Source organism: Pseudomonas sp. 14A, assembly GCF_018132745.1.
GTDB lineage: Bacteria > Pseudomonadota > Gammaproteobacteria > Pseudomonadales > Pseudomonadaceae > Aquipseudomonas > Aquipseudomonas mercuritolerans.
Map to the genome: position 1 here is coordinate 544,317 of NZ_JAGRQJ010000003.1, position 20,743 is coordinate 565,059.

Consider the following 20,743-nt stretch of genomic DNA (forward strand, 5'->3'; position numbering starts at 1 on the left):
GAGCGCCCGAACACAAGTTTCGGAGTTTGCCTACAAGGTCTGTGGGCGTCATCTGATATTGCGAGACCAGACGTAAACGAAACTAAACGTTGCTGGCGATTTTGTGGGTATTTGTTCGGTAGATGAATGGGTGTGGAGTTGACGATTCGATAATGCCAATTAAGCAGGTGTCCACGTTTTATGGAATGTGGACATTTCCTGATTTTAGCTTCCTGAAGAGTCAAGAAATTTACGAGCCTTGCCACAAAACCGCTGAATCCAGCGCAATTCCCCTGTGGGAGCGAGCCTGCTCGCGAATGCGTAGTGTCAGTCGACGAATCTGTAAACTGACCCACCGCTTTCGCGAGCAGGCTCGCTCCCACAGGGATTTTGGTGGCTGCTGGAATGTAAAAGCCCCCGCAACCGTGAAGTTGCGGGGGCTTTTTGTGGATGCGCTTCAGATCACTCTTCGGCGACCGAGTTCTTGCTCTGACGCTTCTCGATCAAGTCCACCAAACGCTTGGCCAGCGCCGGGTAGTTCTCGTCGAAGTGGTGGCCGCCAGGCAGCTTCACTGCCTCACCCACTGCCGTCTTGTCCGTGCAGCCGCTCTCGTCGGTTTCTTCTTCACCATAGATGCACACAACCTTGGCCGCTGGCAGCTTGGCCATTTCCGGGCCGGTGGCGGCTTCTTTACCGGCGTTACCCAACCAGCCTTCGACTTCGATTTCGAAGCTGCCGGTGCGGGCGAAGGCGAGCAGGATGATCGCGTCGACGCGCTGCTGTTCGTTTTCTGGCAGGCGGTTGTAGATCGCCGGGAGTACGTCAGCGCCGAACGAATAGCCGGTGAGGATGAAGCGTTTGGTGCCCCATTTCTGCCGGTAGTGCTGCATCAGTTCGGTGAGGTCCAGTGCACTCTGCTCCGGGCTCTTGTGTTGCCAGTAGTAGCGCAGGGTGTCGATGCCGACCACCGGGTAGCCGATCTTGGCCATTTCCCCGGCCACGTCGCGGTCGAGGTCGCGCCAGCCGCCGTCGCCGGAGAGGAACAGGGTCACGGTGTCGTTGGCCTGCCCGGCCGGCACTTCCACGACCGGGATCGCCAGACCGCCGTTGGCCTTGTCGCCGCCGACGAGGATTTTGCGCAGTTCGTTGTTCAGCACTTGCGGCAGGTTGATGTCGTAGTCACTGATGCTGGTTTCGGCGTTCGGCTGATCGCGGACGAAGCCTGCGCTGGCGTCGTCCGGGTTGTCGTTCCACGCCACCAGCCAGTGGCCGTGGGCGGCGGATTTTGGCAACAGATGGGTGCAGCCGGGTTTTTCCAGGGCCAGATCGACGGAGATGGCCTGGGCCTTGTCGTCTTTCTGTTCGGCCAGCCAGCGCCACGCCAGCACAGCGCCTGGGCCGATGCCGCTGACCAGGGTGGCCGGGCCGTTCAGTTCGCGCAGGCCCGATTGCAGGGCGCGGCTTTGCAGCAGGCAGTCCTTGGGCAGGATCACCTGAACGATCTGCGCCGAAGCGCTGCGGCTGAGGGTGGTCAGTTGTTTCTCGGAGAGCTTCTGTTCGTCGGTGACGGCGACCAGCACCTGAGCCTTCGGCTTGCTGCCGGGGATGACCCGGGTCATGGCTGCGCCATCGGCGGGTTTGAGCTGTTCGACGGTCGGTTCCGGTGCCGGGCGTTTGAGGTACCAGTAACCGCCGCCGGCAATCACGGCCAGCACCAGCAGGCCGGCCAGGATGTACTTCAGGGAGCGTTGAATCATCAGCGTTTCACCAATCCAGTCAAGCCGCCCGCGATCAGGGCAGCAGTGTCGGCCAGTGCCACGAGCGGATCGAGTCCGGCGGGCACGGCCATATAACGGGGTTCCCAGTCAGGCTGGAACTTGTCTTTGAAGCGGCGCAAGCCTTGGAAGTTGTACAGCTGCTCACCACGGCGGAAAACCATCGAGCCCAGGCGCTGGGTCAGCGGTGCGCCGCGCCGGGGTTGCAGCCCCGACAACGGCACCATGCCCAGGCTGAAGCGCGCGTATCCGTGACTCTTATAGTGTTGAATCAGGCCGACCATCATGAATTCCATGGTCAGCTTCGGCGCTTCCGGGTGCGCGCGCATCAGGTCGAGACTGGCCAGATCGTGGCTGTAGGTCTCGAGCAGATTGGCGAACGCTACCGGGCGGCCTTCGAAGCGAATCACCGCAATGCGGAAATGCTTGAGGTAATCGTCGCTGAAGCGGCCGAGGGAGAAGCCTTTCTCGCGCACGTTCTTGCCGGTCAGCCAGGCATCGGAAATCACCTTCAGCTCATCCATCGGCGCCTGACCCGGCTCGTGGATTTCCAGCGACAGACCATCGCGGGTGCCACGGTTCCAGGTGTAGCGCAGGTCTTTCATCTCCTTGCCCTTGGCTTCCAGATCGAAGCGCAGCAGATCGACCCGGGCTTCTTCGCCGAGCTTGATCGCGGTCAGGCCGATGTCCATGTAATACGGCAGGTTCTCCGCGCGCACTTGATAGAACACCGGGCGGGTGTGATGGATGTCGCAGAGGTCGCGGAATTGCCAGATCATTTCCGCACGTTGCTGGCTCGGCCCGATCGGGTCGTACAGCGCCACCAGACTGCGGCCACGGCGGGCGTACATCAGGAACGCCTCGTCGTTGGGATGAAACAGCAACGCCTTGTCACCGGTCAGCGCGAGGCCGCCGTCGGGTTGCGACGAGGCCATGAGAATCTTTGCCGCGCGATCCAGTTCGTCTGGAGTTGGCAAATGAATCACAGGCCGCGCGGTGCGCAGCAGCCATGTCAGCGAAACCACCACCAGCAACACAGCAGCGCCAAGCAGCGAGCGCAGCCCGCGAGGCGCGTCGGCATCAAGGGTGAACTGCCACCAGAGCTGATGGCTGTAGGGCACGTCCTGATAGGCGAACAGCAGCAACCAGGCCGAAGCGCCCAGCACACACAGGCTGGCGACCAGATACAGCGGCGAAAACGGCAGTTCGGTCAAACGGCTCGGGCGATAAAAGGAGCGGCGGAACACGCCGAGCAGCGCGGCCGTCAACGTCATCAGCGTGGCTTCTTCCCAGTCGAAGCCTTTGAGCAGCGAAAGCAGGGCGCCGACCAGCAGCAGAATGGTGGTCAGCATCCACGCTGCCGACAGGCGCCGGCGCAGGCCTTGGGCAAGCAAGAGGCAGAGCACGCCGATCAGGCTGGCGCCGAAGTGCGAGGCGTCGACCAGACGATGCGGGATCAGAAAACCGATGTGCTCCAGGCGCGTGTCGATCTCCGGGGTGGCGCCGGAAAACAGCAACACCACACCAGACAGAAACACCAGCACCGCCAGAACCGGCGCAGCCAGACCGGACGCCGCGCGCATGGTCTGGGATTGAAACAGGCGCTGGCCTTCGTTGATCAGCAGCAGTACGCAAGCGACCAGCAGCGGCAGCACCACGTAGATCAGACGATACAGCAGCAGGGCAGCGGCCAGCGGTGCGGCGCCGAGCTTGTCGGCAAACGCGGCGAGCAGAATCGCCTCGAATACGCCGACCCCGCCCGGCACATGACTGAGTACACCGGCGGCCAGCGCCAACAGATACACCAGCAGGAACGGCGCAAACGGCGGCGCTTCCGGCAGCAACAAGTAGAGAACGGTGGCGGCAGCCGCGACATCGAGGGCGGTGATCACCAGTTGCAGCAAGGTCAGGCGTCGACCCGGCAGGCGCAACGTGCGCCGCCCGGCACGGACCAGCAGATTGTCGGGGTAGGGTTGTTCCGGCAGACGACGGCGATAGATGCCGATCGCCAGCACTGCACCGAGGATCAATACGGCTGCGGCGACGGAGCCGAGCAAGACTTCGGACAATCCCAGGGCCTGCGAGGCAGCGGGCAGATTGCTCAGGGTCGCCAGCGCTGCCAGCGGCGGCAAGGCGCAGCCCAGCGAAAGACTGGCGAAAAAGGTCATGTGCGCGACTTCCGACGCACCGACGCCCAGTCGCGCATATAAACGATAACGAACCGAGCCGCCGGAAAGCAGCGAAAGGCCGATCGCGTTGCCGATCGCAAACGCAGTGAAGCCGCCGAGCGCGAGGGTGCGCGGCGGCAGTTTCACACCAGCGTAGCGGCTGGCCGACCATTCATAGCCGAGCAGAATGATGAAGCCGACCACGGTCGCGCCGATGGCGCCGAGCAGGGCCGGTTTCGGCACGTCGAGAATCGAGTCGTGCAGCGCATAGAGATCGAGCTCGGCGAGCAGATGGCGGCAGGCAATCAGGGCAATGGCAAACAGCAGCAACGTGACGGCCAGACCGATCGGCTGACGGTATTTGCTTAACCGATCCAGCCAGCGCAAACGCTCGGGTTTGATCGGTTGTTCTGCTGTAACGGTGTCTTGTGGATCAGACGAGTTGGCGCGCATCAATCACCTCTTGGATTGTGCGCGACAGGATGGAGGTATCCAGCCAAGTTACCAATCCCTGTAGAAAAAAATAATCACAAAATACTACGCCTCTCGTCGGGCATCGGCGAGGGCAGTTCCTGGATTGCACAAACCCTGTCTGCGACTCAAGCATAGTCGCAAGTCAGTGGTTCTGATGATCCCCAGCGGTTCACTGCACAGTGACAGATCATTGTTGCGAAAGGACTTTTTCAACAGATACAAAAAAGGCCACTCTTTCGAGTAGCCTTTTTTGATGTTTGGTTGCGGGAGCCGGATTTGAACCGACGACCTTCGGGTTATGAGCCCGACGAGCTACCAGACTGCTCCATCCCGCGTCTGTGTGGCGGCATTCTACAGGCGAACGACGAGGTGTCAACCGCTAATCCCGGAATGGGCCAAATAACTGCAAAATCGCGGCAAACGGTCGCAGGTAATCCGTAAGTTTCGGAAATGTAACGGATTGCCGCTTCGCTAGCGACTGCGCGGCGCGCCAGTTTGCAAAACAGACGCGCACAAAAAAGGCCACTCTTTCGAGTAGCCTTTTCTGATGTTTGGTTGCGGGAGCCGGATTTGAACCGACGACCTTCGGGTTATGAGCCCGACGAGCTACCAGACTGCTCCATCCCGCGTCTGTGTGGCGGCATTCTACAGAGGTTCGCGAGTGTGTCAACCGTCAATCGGGATAAATCTGTTGAGGTTCAAGCGCTTAGCGTCTTTTTGCGGCGGTTGGCCGGCGCGCAGGGCAGGTGGCGCAAGGCTTTCAGCTCTATTGTCCGTTGATCTGTGATTGAAAAAACAAATTCATCGGAAATCTCCTACGGTCGGAAAAGAACATTCAACCACTGGTGCTATATACAGGTGCCAATGAGATACTGCGGCTCCGGCTTGCTACGTTGTCTTTTTCCGACATGACCCAGCGAAAAATCATCCACATCGACTGTGACTGTTTCTACGCCGCCATCGAGATGCGCGATGATCCGCGTCTGGCCGGCAAGCCTTTGGCGGTGGGTGGTTCGGCGGATCGGCGCGGGGTGATTGCCACCTGCAACTATGAAGCGCGCGCCTATGGTGTGCGCTCGGCCATGGCCTCCGGGCATGCATTGAAGCTGTGCCCGGACCTGACCATCGTCAAGCCGCGCATGGAGGCTTATCGCGAAGCGTCGAAGGAGATTCATACGATCTTTGCCGATTACACCGATCTCATCGAGCCGCTTTCGCTGGACGAGGCCTACCTCGATGTGTCGGACAGCGCGCATTTCGGCGGCAGCGCCACGCGCATCGCCCAGGACATTCGCCGCCGGGTCTCCAACCAGTTGCACATCACCGTCTCAGCTGGCGTTGCGCCGAACAAGTTTCTGGCGAAGATCGCCAGCGACTGGAAAAAACCCAACGGTTTGTTCGTGATCACCCCGGATCAGGTCGAGGATTTCGTCAGCAGTCTTCCGGTGAGCAAGCTGCACGGCGTCGGCAAGGTCACCGCCGACAAGCTCGGCAAGCTCGGCATCGTCGACTGCCAGCACCTGCGCGAGTGGGGCAGGCTGGCGCTGGTGCGCGAATTCGGCAGTTTCGGCGAGCGCTTGTGGAATCTGGCCCGTGGGATCGATGACCGGCTGGTGCACAACGACAGCCGGCGTCAGTCGATCAGTGTGGAAAACACCTACGACGTTGATCTGCCGGACTTGCGCAGTTGCCTCGACAAACTGCCCGAGCTGCTCGAGACCCTGAAAACCCGCATGGCGCGGATCGACAGCAGTTATCGACCGGGCAAGCCGTTCGTCAAAGTCAAATTTCATGATTTCACCCAGACCACCCTGGAGCAGGCCGGGGCAGGGCGCGACCTGGGCAGCTATCAGTTGATGCTGACTCAGGCGTTCAACCGCGGTGGCAAACCGGTGCGGTTGTTGGGGGTGGGGGTGAGGCTGGAGGATCTGCGCGGAGGGTTTGAGCAGATGGAGTTGTTTGAGCGGTAAATTTGCGGCGCCTGGCAGGGCCTCTTCGCGAGCAGGCTCGCTCCCACATTGGATCTGCGTCGTTCACAAATCCCTTGTGGGAGCGAGCCTCCTCCGGGCGGCGTTCCCACGAAGCTTCCAAGCTTTAATTCGGTCCCGGATCAGCCACTAAACGCCCGGCATCCTTGGCCAGAGACTTGAGAAACTCAGTCTGCAACTCAGGATCATTGCGGGTCAGTTCGATCAGGCTTTGTTCCAATTCGCTGGCTTCTTCTTCCAGGCCCAGCTCCGACAGGCGTTTGACCCGGTGTACCCACTGGCTCACCTCATCATCTTCCAGATCGTCATAAATCAGCCCGTGCGCCTCGATCAGCTTGCCGCGCAGGTGGCCACTGAGCATCAGGGTCGAGTCGGTATGCACATCGTCCTTGGCGTCCTCGACACTGATCTGCAAGCGGCCAACATGGTTGAGGTCATGTTCGGCGAACGGACTGTCGAGCAGATTCAAGCGCAGCACGCCGTTGCGATCAGTGGTCATGTCGAACGTCTGCTTGCCGGCCCTGACCTGCACCGGTCGTTCGCTCCACGGCAGGCTCGAATACTCCGTGCGCTTGTCGCGCTGGACTTCGTCGATGCCCGCGAGGTTCTGCTGCGCGCGACCGTTGGACTGCACGTTCATGAACGGGTTGAGCCCGGCGAAACCGTAGCTCAGCCAATCCTTGGTGACGCTATCCGGCAGGTTACCGAGGGCAAACACGTTGACCACGTTCGCACCGACACCACCGACCACGGCTACCGCGCCCAGCGGAATCTCGTAGACTTCGCGCCAGGGTTGGTAAGGCGTGTAGCGGTCGTAACGACGGGTGACCTCGAACTCGGTGACCTCGAAAGTCTTCTGCTCGTTGATCTTCACGCGTCGCTGCGGCAGCTCGAGCACCTTGGGCTCGCCGACATCGATCTGCAGGCTGTGATCGAGCAACTTTCGCTCGACCCGCTCTTCGTGCTCGCTGCGTTGCGACATGTGATTGGCGCAGCCGCTGACCAGCAGGGCGCCGCACAGGGCGGCGCCACCGAGGCCTAAGGTGTTTCGCTTGAACATGACGTCTCTATCTGGTTTCAGCGGCGGATACGGGCCTGAAGGAAGGACACAACATCGGCCACCGGCAAGGCTTGCGCCTCGCCTTCGGTGCGACTCTTGTATTCCAGGTTGCCTTCGGCAAGGCCGCGGTCGCTGACCACGATCCGGTGTGGAATGCCGATCAGCTCCATGTCTGCGAACTTGATGCCCGGGCTGGTTTTCTTGTCGCGATCGTCCAGCAGCACTTCAAAACCGGCAGCCGTGAGGTCGGCGTACAGCTTGTCGGTGGCTTCGCGCACCTGCTCGGTTTCATAGCGCAGCGGTACCAGGGCGATCTGGAATGGCGCCAGGGTGTCGCTCCAGATAATGCCGTTGGCGTCGTTGTTCTGCTCGATGGCAGCAGCCACCACTCGCGATACGCCGATGCCGTAGCAACCCATTTCCAGGGTCACCGGCTTGCCGTTCTCGCCCAGCACTTCGCACTTCATCGCCTTGCTGTACTTGTTGCCTAGCTGGAAGATGTGGCCGACTTCGATGCCGCGCTTGATTTCCAGGGTGCCCTTGCCGTCCGGGCTTGGGTCGCCAGCGACGACGTTGCGCAGGTCGGCAACGGTCGGAACCGGCAGATCGCGGTCCCAGTTCACGCCAAAATAGTGCTTGTCGTCGATGTTCGCACCAATGCCGAAGTCGCTCATCATCGCGACCGAGCGGTCGATGATGATCGGCAGCGGCAGGTTCAGCGGGCCGAGCGAACCGGCGCCGGCGCCAATCGCGTCACGCAGTTCGGCATCAGAGGCCATGACCAGCGGGCTGGCCACGCCAGGCTGGTTGGCAGCCTTGATTTCGTTCAGTTCGTGGTCGCCACGAATCACCAGCGCGATCAGCTTGCCTTCTTCTTCGGCATGGACGATCAGGGTCTTGATGGTCTTTTCAATCGGCAGATTGAATTTTTCCACCAGCGCCGCGATGGTTTTGGTGTCCGGCGTGTCGACCAGACGCAGTTCTTCGGTTGGCGCAGGGCGCGAGGTTTCCCGTGGCACCGCTTCGGCTTTTTCGATGTTCGCCGCGTAGTCGGAACCGTTGCTGAAAACGATATCGTCTTCGCCGGACTCGGCCAGCACGTGGAACTCGTGGGAACCGGCACCACCGATCGAACCGTTGTCGGCTTCAACCGGACGGAATTTCAGACCCAGACGCGTGAAGATGTTGCAGTAGGCTTCATGCATGCGGTCATAAGTGATCTGCAGCGACGCCTGATCAGCGTGGAAGGAGTAGGCGTCCTTCATGATGAATTCGCGGCCGCGCATCAAACCGAAGCGTGGGCGGATTTCGTCGCGGAATTTGGTCTGGATCTGGTACAGGTTGATTGGCAGCTGTTTGTAGCTGCTCAACTCGTTGCGCATCAGATCGGTGATCACTTCTTCGTGGGTCGGGCCCGCGCAGAAGTCGCGACCGTGGCGGTCTTTGATGCGCAGCAGCTCAGGGCCGTATTCTTCCCAGCGCCCCGATTCCTGCCACAGCTCGGCCGGTTGGGTGCTCGGCATCAACACTTCCAGAGAACCGGCAGCGTTCATCTCTTCGCGAACGATGGCTTCGACCTTGCGCATGACTCGCAGGCCCATCGGCAGCCAAGTGTACAGGCCCGAGGCAAGCTTGCGGATCATGCCGGCGCGCAGCATCAGCTGGTGGCTGATCACGACAGCGTCGGAAGGCGTTTCTTTCTGTGTGGCGAGCAAAAATTGACTGGTGCGCATGGTTGGCCGTTGTCGGTTGCTATGACTGGAAATGACGGAGCAGTGTACCGGCGAGTTTTGCTGCCGTACAGAAGTGTGGCCGGCACAGAGGTCGAGTGGCGGGATTCCTCCCGCCACTGGCGAAGCGTCCTACGAGTCTTCGGTGACCGGCGTCGGTGCAGGCTCGGGCGTTGGTGTCGGCCCTTCGCGGCGGCGCTCCTGAAACCAGTGCAGTGCAATCAGCAGCAGCGTCGGCACGCCGAGCAGGGCGGTGATGAGGAAGAAGCTGTGATAGCCGAATTTCTCCACCAGCACGCCGGAGTAGCCACCCATCAAACGCGGCAGCAGCAACATGATCGAGCTGAGCAGGGCATATTGCGTCGCCGAGAATTTCAGGTTGGTCAGGCTCGACAGGTAGGCGACGAACGCCGAGGTCGCCAGGCCCGAACTGAAGTTGTCGAGGGAAATGGTCACCACCAGCATCTGCAGGTTCGGGCCCATGTCCGCGAGCATGACGAACAGCAGGTTGGTCGCCGCCGAAGCCACGCCACCGATAAACAGGATCGGCAGAATGCCGAAACGCACGATCAACAGCCCGCCCATGCCGGCGCCGACGAGGGTCATGATCAGGCCGAAAATCTTGCTGACACTGGCGATCTGATCCTTGGTGAAGCCCTGGTCGATGTAGAACACGTTGGCCATCACGCCCATTACCGTGTCGGACATGCGATAGGTGGCGATCAGGCCCAGCAGCAACAGCGCCTGCCAGCGATAACGCAGGATGAAGTCATTCACCGGCGTCAGTACCGGCGCCAGTCCGCGCCGGCCCATGGCCGACAGACACATGCCGGTGAGCAATATGTAGAGGATGGCGCGCAGAAAGGCGCGGTCTTCGAGCAGCAAATCGAGCGGGCTCATGTCACCGAACAGCACGCCAGCGAAATCGGTGTTGTACAGCTGGGTGAACATCGCCGGCACGGAAACCAGCAAAACGATCAGCACGAATACCGACATCAGTTGATGCATGAACGTGTAGCGCCCGGCCTGCAACTGCGTGCGCAACGGCACCGGTGGTTCGCGCATGAACAGCGTGGTCAGCAGCGCGGGCACCATCAATGCGCCGAACAGCACATAAGTGCCGGTCCATGCCGCGTGCTTATAGTTGAAGCCAGTTGAGCCGAAACCTTCGGCGAAGAACAGCGCGCCGGCGGTGGCGAGCAGGGCGGCAACGCGGTAGCCGGACATATAGCTGGCGGCGAGCGCGGCCTGGCGGCTGTCATCGGCGATTTCCAAACGGTAAGCGTCGACTGCGATATCTTGCGTGGCCGAGGCGAAGGCGACGACGACGGCAATGGCGATCAGCCAGGACAAATGTTTCTGCGGATCACAGAAACCCATGCCGATCAGGCCGAGAATTACCAGCGCCTGGGAAAGCACCAGCCACGAACGGCGGCGGCCGAGCTTGCCCAGCAAAGGCAGGCGCCATTGGTCGAGCAGCGGTGACCAGACCCATTTGAACGCATACGCCAGGCCGATGAGGCTGGCATAGCCGATGGTTTCACGGGCCACGCCCGCTTCACGCAGCCACACGGAGAGCGTCGAGAACACCAGCATGTACGGCAGGCCGGCGGCAAAACCGAGCAACAACAGCACGAGCGTCGAAGGACTGGCATAGGCGGCGAGCGCGGCGCGCCAGGTTTTACGGGGCATGGGCTGAAGTCTGCCTCAAAATTGCGAAAACAAAGCGCGCACTCTAACCGCTGTGCTCTACCGGACGCCAGCCATGGCGCCGAATATCCACACGATTGTTCTGGACGGTAATGCCTTCCATGCGCAATCGCGCGCGTTGTTCATCACCGGAGGGGCTGCCGACCGGCAGGCTGATGCGCCCGCCGGCGCCGAGTACGCGGTGCCAGGGCAGCCTGGTATCGCCGGGCAACTGGCTCAAAGTCCGCCCGACCCAGCGCGCGGCGCGGCCCAGCCCGGCAAGTTCGGCCAACTGGCCATAACTGACGACTTTGCCTTCAGGCACTTGCGCGAGTGTCGAGTAGAGTGCCGTGCGTCGGATTTGCGCATCGTTTTCGACGCTGTCGAGCGGGTCTTTCACGTACGCGGCTCCTGAGCATTGGCGTGACAATGGCGACAAGGGTAATCGCTCGTGGCGCAGTTGAGAAATGAACTCAATTGAAATAGTCCGGTCAGTCCTTGTCATGGGCAAAATCCTCCGGATAATGCCGACCTTTTTCGCCAACTCTGAGCCCCCGATCTGCTTATGTTCCCCAGAACCTTGTTGTGCCTTGCTGTTTTCAGCGCGTCCACGCCCCTGCTTGCCGACACCGTCTGGTTGAAAAACGGCGACAAGCTGAGCGGCACTATCACGGTATTCGACGGCGGCAAGCTGTTGATCCAGACCAAATACGCCGGTGCGGTGGCGATTGACTGGAAAGAGGTCAAGACCCTCGATAGCGATCAGCACCTGTTGGTGAAGCAGGATGCCTATGCCGGTGAAGTGTCGAAGTCGCTGACGGCGGCTGACGATGGCAAGGTCACCCTGTCCAATGGCGAGGCGCCGAAGACGGTCGAGCTGGCGAGCATTCAGCAGATTCTCAAGCCCAAGCCGATCGTCACCGACCTGGTGTGGAAGGGCAATGTTGATCTGGCGCTGGACTATCAGCGCGCCGAAAAGGACACCGACGACTACGACGTCGGCTTCAAGACCTCGGCGCGGCACGGTCGGTGGCGGCATACCGCCGAGGGGGAATACAACCGCGAAGTGCAGGATGCGGAAACCACCACCAACAACTGGCGCGCCGAATACTCCCTCGACCGCTTCCTCACCGACCAGTGGTTCTGGCAGGGGCGCATCAACTACAAGCGTGATCACATCGAAGAGCTGGCCCGCCAGCGTGTGGTCGGTACCGGTCCGGGCTACCAGTTCTGGGACGACGAACTCGGCGCGTTCTCGCTGGGCTCGTTGCTCAACCGCACCGACTATGAATACCGCGATGGCAGCAAGGACAACTTCTATTCCGTCGCGATGAAGTGGGACTACAACCGCTACCTGATCGGCAAGAAGGTCGAGTTCTTCACCAATGGCGAAGTCGGCAAGCCGCTGTCGGGCGTTGCCGATTACGCGCTGGATGCCGAGCTGGGCCTGCGCTACAAGGTCACCGACTGGGCCTCGCTCAACCTAAAGGCCGAGCGCGACATCATCAGCGGCACCAACGATGCGGATCTGAACAAGACCCGTTATACCGCAGGGTTTGGCGTGGCCTGGTAAAAGCACAAACAAAAAATCGCAGCCTTTCGGGCTGCGATTTTTTTTGCCTGAACAAAACAGGCGCCCACAAAAAAGCCCCGCTTTTAAGGGCGGGGCTCTTTTCTAAAGAAGCTACAAGTTAGATAACTTGTACTTCTTCAGCTTGCATGCCTTTCTGACCGCGGGTAGCGATGAAAGAAACCTGTTGGCCTTCTTTCAGGCTTTTGAAGCCGTCGGATTGGATAGCTTTGAAGTGAACGAACAGGTCGTCACCGGATTGTGGAGTGATGAAGCCGAAGCCTTTTTCATCGTTGAACCACTTAACGGTACCGGTTTGGCGATTAGACATGGTGTAACTCCTTGAACAAAGATAACTGCGACTCAGGAAGAACCCTGGCCGAGACTGAGTGCAAAGAGCAGGAAAAATTCTTGTAGATGGTTGGATCGAAATTCAACATATCGTGTAGAGATTCTCAGTGACACAAGCAACACAGTGACGCCACCTTAACCCTTTTTCCGGAACGTGCCAATGTTTCTTGCAAAGGATTCTGTGTTTTAGGGATCGGCGGTGCGACGGTTCGTCGCCACATCGCGTAAATACGGGGTGTTCGCCGAGAATTGCGTTGCGCACTTTGAACGCGGCGACGCGCCCGGTAAGATGCCGGACAGAATTTTTCCACCTCGCTATTCAGGACAAACCCGCCATGAGCATCAAATCGGACAAGTGGATTCGCCGCATGGCGCAGGAACACGGCATGATCGAACCGTTCGTCGAGCGCCAGATGCGCGGCAGCGACGACAGCCGGGTGATTTCCTACGGCGTGTCGAGCTACGGCTACGACGTGCGTTGCACCAACCACTTCAAGGTGTTCACCAACATCAACTCGGCCATTGTCGACCCGAAGAACTTCGACGCCGGCAGCTTCGTCGACATCCACAGCGACGTCTGCATCATTCCGCCGAACTCCTTCGCCCTGGCCAGCACCGTCGAGTACTTTCGCATTCCGCGCAACGTGCTGACCATCTGCCTGGGTAAAAGCACCTACGCGCGCTGCGGCATCATCGTCAACGTCACTCCGCTCGAGCCTGAGTGGGAAGGTCACGTGACCCTGGAATTTTCCAACACCACCAATCTGCCCGCGAAAATCTACGCTAACGAAGGTGTGGCGCAGATGCTCTTCCTCGAATCCGATGAAGAATGTGAAGTTTCCTACAAGGATCGTGGCGGCAAATATCAGGGCCAGCGTGGCGTAACCTTGCCGCGTACCTGATCGACCATCCGACGGATGTCGGGAATTCTTTGGCGGGCAGACACTCTATGGGGTGTACTGCCCGTTTTTGTTACACACAAATTCGGGCCTTCACTGAGGAGTGCCCTATGAAGATCGACCCGCGAATCAGCGCTGAACTGGCAAGGCTTGAGCCCAATCAGATAGGCGTTCTGGCCTGGTCGTTATTGGCGAATCCGTCTTTGAGCCTATCCGGCGGCGTGCCCGGCCAGCCCGATCCCGATACTCCCAACGAACAACCGACCGAACCAGGCGAACCGACGCTGCCGGACGAGCCGCCTCCGGCGCCTGTTGCCTGACCGACCGTCATGAATATGGCCCGTCAGCCTGATCGATTTGCGATCTAGCTGACGGGCCATATTTCGTTGTCGCCGATCACGAAGACCTTGCAACTGTCGTCGCGCTCGACCTGATAGCCGCCGGTAAACGCACCGAATGCCGGCATCAGGCTGATGCGCTCACCCAACCTGAAGCAGGCCAGGCGCAAGCTCTGCCGACCTTTGCCGTGCAATCGATAAACCGGGTGCACGTGGCCGGCGAGCACGTGCCGTTCCGGATGCGCATCGGGCTCGTGTTGTAAGGCGAACGGGCCGAGCAGCAATGGTTCGGGCACCACGCGGATATTCAACGATGCCGGTGGGTCGCCCGCGCGTTTGTCGTGGTTGCCGCGAATCAGCGTCATCGGCAGGTCAGCGTGCCGCGCTCGCCACTCTGCCAGCGCATTCAGTGTGGTCGGGACATGGGAACCAGGCCCATGCAGAAAATCCCCGAGGAAGATCAACTGGCGACACGGCAACCGCGCCAGCAACGCGTCGATCACCTCGATATTGCTCGCCGTTGTGCCATGGGGCACCGGCTGGCCGAGGCTGCGATAGGCCGCCGCCTTACCGAAATGCACGTCGGCGATCAGCAGCGCCTCCTGCGCTGGCCAGTACAGCGCTTTCTCCGGCAGCAGCCACAACTCCTCACCGGCCAGACGCACCGGGTACGCACTCACGACGATTTTCCGTTATCAGCGGTTTTTTCCAGGTCACCGACCATTCTTCTGATCCTGTCAGCCAGTTTTTCCGAACTCATGCTCTCGCGCATCCGCTCCACCAGCAGCGGAAAGCCCAACGGTGTAGGACGTTTAACCTGATGCACGTCGAGTTTCATCCGATTGATCCGCTCCAATGTCTGTTCCAAACGACGAATATCCAGTTCCTCGCGTAGGACTTCTTCCCCAGCTTGGGCTAGCAGCAGGTTGTCGGCGTCATATTGTTTGAACACCTGGAAAAACAAGCCGCTCGACGCCTGCACCTGGCGGGTGCTTTTCGGTGCGCCCGGATACCCGGCGAAGACCAGCCCGGCGATCCGCGCGATTTCGCGGAAGCGGCGCAACGCCAGCTCACCGGCATTGAGACTGGCCAGCACATCCAGCAACAAGTCATCGGCGTTGAACAGGTGAGCGTCGAGATGCGTGGCCCAATCCACCTGCGTGGCGCTGAGCAGTTCCAGGCCGTAATCATTCACGGCAATCGAGAAGGTCACCGGTTGCCGCTGACTGACGCGCCACGCCAGCAGGCTCGCCAGTCCCAGATGCACCTGACGCCCGGCGAACGGATAGAGGAAAAGATGCCAGCCTTCGCGGGATTTCAGCACCTCGGCCAGCAGATTTTCCGTGGTGGGCAAGCCGGACCAGCGTATCTGCGTCTCCAGCAGCGGCCGCAGCGCATGCATTTCCGGGCCGTTGAACTGACCTTGAGCAGCGGCGCTGAAGCGCGTCACCACTGCTTCGGCCAGTTCGTTGGATAACGGCATGCGCCCGCCATTCCAGCGCGGCACGGCGGCTTTTTTTGCGGTGCTGCGTTTGACGTAGGCGGTCATGTTTTCCACCCGCACCAGTTCCAGCAGGCGGCCGGCGAAGAGGAAACCATCGCCGGGTTTCAGTCGCGCGATAAAGCCTTCCTCGACGCTGCCCAGTTGTTTGCCGCCGCCGCCCTTGCTCCAGAATTTAAGGTTGATGCTCGCGTCGCTGACGATGGTGCCGATGCTCATGCGATGGCGCCGTGCTAGGCGCGCATCCGGCACGCGCCAGACGCCGTGTTCGTCCGGCTCGACCCGGCGGTAATCCGGATACGCTGTAAGAGACATCCCGCCATGGCGCACGAACGCCAGCGCCCAGGCCCAGTCTGCCTCTGTCAGGTCACGATAAGCCCAGGCACCACGGACTTCTTCATACAAGTCTTCAGGAATAAACCCACCGCCAAGGGCCATGCTGACCAAATGTTGGACCAGCACATCCAGCGGCTTGTGCGGTGACAGACGCGGCTCGATGCGCCGCTGTTCGACGGCGTCGCGTGCGGCAACCGCTTCGATCAGCTCCAGGCTGTGAGTCGGGACCAAAGTGACCCGCGAGGTGCGCCCCGGCGCGTGGCCGGAACGTCCGGCACGCTGCATCAACCGCGCAACGCCTTTCGCCGAGCCGATCTGCAGCACGCGCTCAACCGGGAGGAAATCCACACCCAAGTCCAGGCTCGAAGTGCAGACCACCGCTTTCAGTTGGCCATTCTTTAACGCTTGCTCGACCCAATCGCGGGTATCGCGTGACAGTGAGCTGTGGTGCAGCGCGATCAACCCGGCCCAGTCCGGCCGCGCTTCCAGCAGCGCCTGATACCAGATCTCCGATTGTGCGCGGGTGTTGGTGAACACCAGGCTGCTGGCGCAGGCGTCGAGTTCGGCCACCACTTGCGGCAGCATCTTCAGACCGATGTGCCCGGCCCAGGGAAAACGCTCGATGGCCGGTGGGAGCAGGGTGTCGACTTGCAGGGTTTTTTCGCTTTTGCCCTGAACACTGACGCCGCCGCCCTGTGGGATCAGCACTTGCTCGGCGTGGGATTGATTACCGAGGGTGGCGGACACGCCCCAAACGATCAGTTCCGGCTGCCAATGACGCAGGCGGGCGAGGGCCAGTTGCAATTGCACGCCGCGTTTGTTGCCGAGCAATTCGTGCCATTCATCGACGACGATCATGCGCAGGGTCGACAACGCCGTGCGCGCATCGGCGCGGGCCAGTAGTAGAGTCAGGCTTTCCGGGGTGGTAATCAGCGTCGTTGGCAAACGCCGGCCCTGACGAGCGCGCTCGCTGCTACTGGTGTCGCCGGTGCGCAGGCCGATGCTCCACGGAATCTGTAAATCATCCACCGGGCTTTGCAGCGCGCGGGCGGTATCGGCGGCGAGGGCGCGCATCGGCGTGATCCACAGCACCGTCAACGGCTCGGCCGGCAGTTTGCGTTTGCGCGGCGTGGCCACGGGCGGTTGCAAGCGGGCGAAGCGGTTGAGTGCAGCAAACCACACCGCATAGGTTTTGCCGGCGCCGGTGCTGGCGTGGAGCAACCCGGATTCGCCGTTTTTCACCGCCGCCCATACCTGTTTCTGAAAGGCGAACGGCTTCCAGTCGCGGGCGCTGAACCAGGTTTTTGCAAAGTCGGGGGATTTCGCCATGCCGGCTGCGTGCGCTCTGGAGGTGTTGTTTCAGAGACCACAGCAACAGACCAAAGGTTTAAAACAACGCGATTCCCCTGTAGGAGCTGACGAGTGAAACGAGGCTGCGATCTTTTGATCTTTGAAGCAGAGTCAAAAGATCGCAGCCTTCGGCAGCTCCTACAGGGGAATTGTGTACGGCGTTATTTGAGATTGCCGCTGAGGAACTGCTTCAGCCGTTCACTCTTGGGATTGCCCAGCACCTCTTCGGGCGCGCCTTCTTCTTCCACCAGGCCCTGATGCAGAAACAGCACCTGATTCGACACCTTGCGCGCAAAACTCATCTCGTGGGTGACCATGATCATCGTCCGGCCTTCTTCGGCCAGACCCTGAATCACTTTCAGCACTTCGCCCACCAGTTCCGGGTCGAGTGCCGAGGTCGGTTCGTCGAACAGCATCACCTCAGGCTCCATCGCCAACGCCCGGGCGATCGCCACGCGCTGTTGCTGACCGCCGGACAGAAACGCCGGGTATTGATCGGCGACTCGCGCCGGCAAGCCGACTTTGTCCAGATACCGCCGGGCGCGATCCTCGGCTTCCTGTTTGCTGCAGCCCAGCACCCGGCGCGGGGCCATGGTGATGTTTTCCAGCACGGTCATGTGGCTCCACAGGTTGAAATGCTGGAACACCATCGCCAGCCGCGTGCGCAGGCGTTGCAGTTCATCGGCGTCGGCGACGTGCATGCCGTGCCGGTCGGTGACCATGCGGATCGCCTGGCCATCGAGGCTCATGGCGCCGTCATTGGGTTGCTCGAGGAAATTGATGCAGCGCAAAAAGGTGCTTTTGCCCGAGCCGCTGGCGCCGATCAGGCTGATCACGTCGCCGGTTTTGGCCTTGAGCGAAACGCCTTTGAGCACCTGATGATCGCCATAGCTTTTGTGCAGGCCTTCAACGGTCAGTTTGTACATGGACGAGCATCCTCAAGGCGAAAGTAGGTAGCCGCTGCGATAGGCTTCGGCGCCCGCGACGTGGGCGATGACCATGCCGGCAGTGGCCATGCGCCGCAGCGAGCGCGCATACAGCAGGCCGGCGGCGGTGCAATGAATGGGGGTGACCTTGTCGTGGACCGGGTCGATGATTTCGGCGATCTGCTGGCCGGCTTCCAGGTATTGGCCGGGTGTCGCGCAGTACACCAGCAGGCCGCCGACTGGCGTGGTCACCGGTTCGACCCCGGCCAGCGGCGTGGCCGGGTACGGCAGCGGCGGTTGCGGCTTGGTCTCGCCGACGATGGCATCGAACTGGATCAGATAATCGATCAGCGCCTGACAATCGCGGCTGGCCAGCGGGTGATTGACGTCGCCCTGACCGCGCAATTCGACGGTCACCGAGAAGCTGCCCAGCGGAATCTCGAACTGCTCACCGAAGCGCTCGCGCAGTTGCCACCAGAGCAGGGTGAAGCATTCGTCGAACGACTGCCCGCCGGAATCGGTAGCGAGCAGACTGGCCTGGGCTTCGATATAGCGCGCCAGCGGCTCGACCTGCGGCCAGGCTTCGGGCGTGGTGTACAGGTGCACCACCGATTCGAAGTCGCAGTGCAAGTCCAACACCATGTCGGCATCGCAGGCCAGGCGTTGCAGGGTCAGACGCTGGGATTGCAGTTGTGTGGTCGGCGTCTGGCGGGCGAGCGCGTTGCGCAGGCTGGTGCGGATCAGTTCGAGGTTGTGCTGCGCATCGTCGTTCAATTGGCCTTCGATGGCGTTGCCGATTTCTTCGCTGAGGTCAACGAACCAGCGATTGAAGTTCTGCCCGCTCTCCAGGTCGTAACGGCCCAGCGGCACGTCCATCAGCACTTGTTCGAGGCCGACCGGGTTGGCCACCGGCACGAGGACGATTTCGCTGCGCAGGCGGCCGGCAGCTTCCAGCTCGGCCAGACGCTGCTTCAGGTGCCAGGCGACCAGCATGCCCGGCAGTTCGTCGGCATGCAGCGAGGCCTGAATGTACACCTTGCCCTTGGCCTGCTGTGGGCCGAAGTGGAAACTGTGAATCTGCCGTGCGGTCCCCGGCAGCGGGGCCAGCAAGTCATGAATCTGGTGGCGCATTGTTATCTCTTTATTGTCAAACCGGTGCTAGTGAGTCGGCCCGAGGAAGGCCAGCCAGCGGCGTTCGGCAAGGCGGAACAGACCGACCAGCGCAAAAGTAATGGTCAGGTAGATCAGCGCGGCGATGCCGAATGACTGGAAGGTCAGGAAGGTCGCCGAGTTGGCATCCCGCGCGACTTTCAGAATATCGGGAATGGTCGCGGTGAACGCCACGGTGGTCGAGTGCAGCATCAGGATCACTTCGTTGCTGTAGTAAGGCAACGAACGGCGCAGCGCCGACGGCATGATCACGTAGGCGTACAACTTCCAGCCGGTCAGGCCATAAGCCTTGGCCGCTTCGACTTCGCCATGGTTCATGCTGCGAATCGCCCCGGCGAAAATCTCCGTGGTGTACGCGCAGGTATTGAGCGCGAAAGCGAGGATCGTGCAGTTCATCGCGTCGCGAAAGAAACTGTCGAGGATCGGCTGTTCGCGCACGGCGGCGAGGCTGTAGATGCCGGTGTAGCAGATCAGCAACTGGATATACAGCGGCGTGCCACGGAACAGGTAGGTGTAGAACTGCACCGGCCAGCGAACGTAGAAGTGCGGCGAGACGCGGGCAATCGACAACGGAATCGAGACGATGAAGCCGATGCAGATCGAGGCGGTCAGCAGCCACATCGTCATTGCCAGTCCGGTGATGTTCTGGCCGTCGGTATAAAGGAAGGCGCGCCAATATTCCTGGAGAAGTTCGATCATCGTACGGCCTCCCGGGCACCGGCGGCGTAGCGGCGTTCGAGCCAGCGCAGGATGAAGTTCGAAGCACTGGTGATCAGCAGATAGATCAAAGCGGCAAGGACCAGAAAGTAGAACAGTTGATAGGTGCTTTTACCGGCGTCCTGCGCTGCCTTGACCAGATCAGCCAGACCGATGATCGACACCAGCGCGGTGGCCTTGAGCATGACCATCCAGTTGTTGCCGATGCCCGGCAGGGCGAAGCGCATCATTTGCGGAAACACCACAAAGCGAAAACGCTGGCCACGTTTGAGGCCGTACGCGGTGGCGGCTTCGACCTGACCACGCGGCACCGCGAGGATCGCGCCACGGAAGGTCTCGGTGAAATACGCGCCATAAATGAAGCCCAGCGTCAGCACGCCGGCGCTGAACGGGTCGATTTCGATGTATTCCCATTCCATGTAGTCGGTCAGTGACGTCAGCCAGGTTTGCAGGCTGTAGAAGATCAACAGCATCAGCACCAGATCCGGCACGCCGCGAATCAGCGTGGTGTAGAGCTGCGCGGGCAGGCGCACCAATTTGACTTTCGACAGTTTGGCACTGGCGCCGAGCAGGCCGAGCAACACGGCCACCAGCAGCGACATCGCCGATAATTTGATGGTCATCCAGGTGCCTTGCAGCAGCAACGGGCCGAAGCCCTGCAGACTGAACGAGGCCAGCCCCAGATCTTGCAGGAGGGTTTCAAACATAAATCAGCAACCTG

General features: G+C 60.6%; 17 protein-coding genes and 2 tRNA genes. 4 read left to right on the plus strand and 15 right to left on the minus strand.

Translation table 11 applies throughout. The features are described from left to right. Positions 1 to 441 precede the first annotated feature (441 nt). From PS14A_RS05090 to PS14A_RS05105, 4 genes are all read right to left on the minus strand, one after another. The gene (locus PS14A_RS05090; RefSeq protein WP_212615443.1) at positions 442 to 1,737 is read right to left on the minus strand and encodes an AcvB/VirJ family lysyl-phosphatidylglycerol hydrolase; all 1,296 of its coding nucleotides are present in this window, start codon (positions 1,735 to 1,737) and stop codon (positions 442 to 444) included. After that, positions 1,737 to 4,376, minus strand: a complete 2,640-nt coding sequence (gene mprF / locus PS14A_RS05095) for a bifunctional lysylphosphatidylglycerol flippase/synthetase MprF (protein ID WP_212615444.1) — start codon at positions 4,374 to 4,376, stop codon at positions 1,737 to 1,739. The genes PS14A_RS05090 and mprF overlap by 1 nt, the downstream gene beginning before the upstream one ends. A 279-nt stretch (positions 4,377 to 4,655) precedes the next feature. Next, positions 4,656 to 4,732 (minus strand) — tRNA-Met (locus tag PS14A_RS05100). Positions 4,733 to 4,949: 217 nt separating this feature from the next. Next, positions 4,950 to 5,026, minus strand: a tRNA-Met gene (locus PS14A_RS05105). A gap of 279 nt (positions 5,027 to 5,305) precedes the next feature. Between PS14A_RS05105 and dinB the strand changes: the two genes are divergently transcribed. Beyond that, entirely contained in the window at positions 5,306 to 6,367 is a 1,062-nt protein-coding gene (gene dinB / locus PS14A_RS05110) for a DNA polymerase IV (RefSeq protein WP_137215343.1), read from the plus strand. Positions 6,368 to 6,491: 124 nt separating this feature from the next. Here the strand turns inward: dinB and PS14A_RS05115 are convergent, their stop codons facing one another. From PS14A_RS05115 to PS14A_RS05130, 4 genes are all read right to left on the minus strand, one after another. Then, a complete protein-coding gene (locus PS14A_RS05115; protein WP_137215344.1) occupies positions 6,492 to 7,445 on the minus strand; it encodes a hypothetical protein in 954 nt (317 codons plus the stop codon). 17 nt (positions 7,446 to 7,462) lie between these two features. Next, on the minus strand, positions 7,463 to 9,178 hold the full coding sequence (locus PS14A_RS05120; protein WP_137215345.1) for a proline--tRNA ligase: 1,716 nt from the start codon (positions 9,176 to 9,178) through the stop codon (positions 7,463 to 7,465). 129 nt (positions 9,179 to 9,307) lie between these two features. Continuing rightward, positions 9,308 to 10,867 carry an AmpG family muropeptide MFS transporter gene (locus PS14A_RS05125; protein WP_212615445.1) on the minus strand — a complete coding sequence of 520 codons (1,560 nt, stop codon included), beginning with the start codon at positions 10,865 to 10,867 and terminating at the stop codon, positions 9,308 to 9,310. A 43-nt stretch (positions 10,868 to 10,910) separates the two neighbouring features. Continuing rightward, positions 10,911 to 11,264: an MGMT family protein gene (locus PS14A_RS05130; protein ID WP_071174585.1), complete on the minus strand. Its 354-nt coding sequence runs from the start codon at positions 11,262 to 11,264 to the stop codon at positions 10,911 to 10,913. 165 nt (positions 11,265 to 11,429) lie between these two features. Between PS14A_RS05130 and PS14A_RS05135 the strand changes: the two genes are divergently transcribed. After that, entirely contained in the window at positions 11,430 to 12,437 is a 1,008-nt protein-coding gene (locus tag PS14A_RS05135; protein ID WP_212615446.1) for a DUF481 domain-containing protein, read from the plus strand. Positions 12,438 to 12,555: 118 nt separating this feature from the next. Here the strand turns inward: PS14A_RS05135 and PS14A_RS05140 are convergent, their stop codons facing one another. After that, a complete protein-coding gene (locus tag PS14A_RS05140) occupies positions 12,556 to 12,765 on the minus strand; it encodes a cold-shock protein (protein ID WP_002554837.1) in 210 nt (69 codons plus the stop codon). Positions 12,766 to 13,120: 355 nt separating this feature from the next. Between PS14A_RS05140 and dcd the strand changes: the two genes are divergently transcribed. Together dcd and PS14A_RS05150 are read left to right on the plus strand one after the other, a co-directional pair. Continuing rightward, complete coding sequence (gene dcd, locus PS14A_RS05145) at positions 13,121 to 13,687, plus strand: dCTP deaminase (protein WP_007940589.1); 567 nt, start codon at positions 13,121 to 13,123, stop codon at positions 13,685 to 13,687. Between the two features lie 107 nt (positions 13,688 to 13,794). After that, positions 13,795 to 14,004: a hypothetical protein gene (locus PS14A_RS05150; protein ID WP_016771389.1), complete on the plus strand. Its 210-nt coding sequence runs from the start codon at positions 13,795 to 13,797 to the stop codon at positions 14,002 to 14,004. A gap of 44 nt (positions 14,005 to 14,048) precedes the next feature. Here the strand turns inward: PS14A_RS05150 and pdeM are convergent, their stop codons facing one another. The 6 genes from pdeM to PS14A_RS05180 all read right to left on the minus strand — a co-directional run bounded on the left by pdeM (position 14,049) and on the right by PS14A_RS05180 (position 20,729). Continuing rightward, positions 14,049 to 14,708: a ligase-associated DNA damage response endonuclease PdeM gene (pdeM, locus tag PS14A_RS05155; RefSeq protein WP_038860576.1), complete on the minus strand. Its 660-nt coding sequence runs from the start codon at positions 14,706 to 14,708 to the stop codon at positions 14,049 to 14,051. Then, positions 14,699 to 17,188: a ligase-associated DNA damage response DEXH box helicase gene (locus PS14A_RS05160; RefSeq protein ID WP_212615447.1), complete on the minus strand. Its 2,490-nt coding sequence runs from the start codon at positions 17,186 to 17,188 to the stop codon at positions 14,699 to 14,701. Before PS14A_RS05160 ends, pdeM begins: the two co-directional genes overlap by 10 nt. Positions 17,189 to 17,370: 182 nt before the next feature. Beyond that, complete coding sequence (locus PS14A_RS05165; protein WP_056783337.1) at positions 17,371 to 18,135, minus strand: ATP-binding cassette domain-containing protein; 765 nt, start codon at positions 18,133 to 18,135, stop codon at positions 17,371 to 17,373. Positions 18,136 to 18,147: 12 nt separating this feature from the next. Next, positions 18,148 to 19,266: a succinylglutamate desuccinylase/aspartoacylase family protein gene (locus PS14A_RS05170; RefSeq protein ID WP_110600059.1), complete on the minus strand. Its 1,119-nt coding sequence runs from the start codon at positions 19,264 to 19,266 to the stop codon at positions 18,148 to 18,150. A gap of 27 nt (positions 19,267 to 19,293) precedes the next feature. Further along, the gene (locus PS14A_RS05175) at positions 19,294 to 20,004 is read right to left on the minus strand and encodes an ABC transporter permease (RefSeq protein ID WP_041478064.1); all 711 of its coding nucleotides are present in this window, start codon (positions 20,002 to 20,004) and stop codon (positions 19,294 to 19,296) included. After that, positions 20,001 to 20,729: an ABC transporter permease gene (locus PS14A_RS05180; protein WP_160768285.1), complete on the minus strand. Its 729-nt coding sequence runs from the start codon at positions 20,727 to 20,729 to the stop codon at positions 20,001 to 20,003. Before PS14A_RS05180 ends, PS14A_RS05175 begins: the two co-directional genes overlap by 4 nt. Between the last annotated feature and the right edge of the window lie 14 nt (positions 20,730 to 20,743).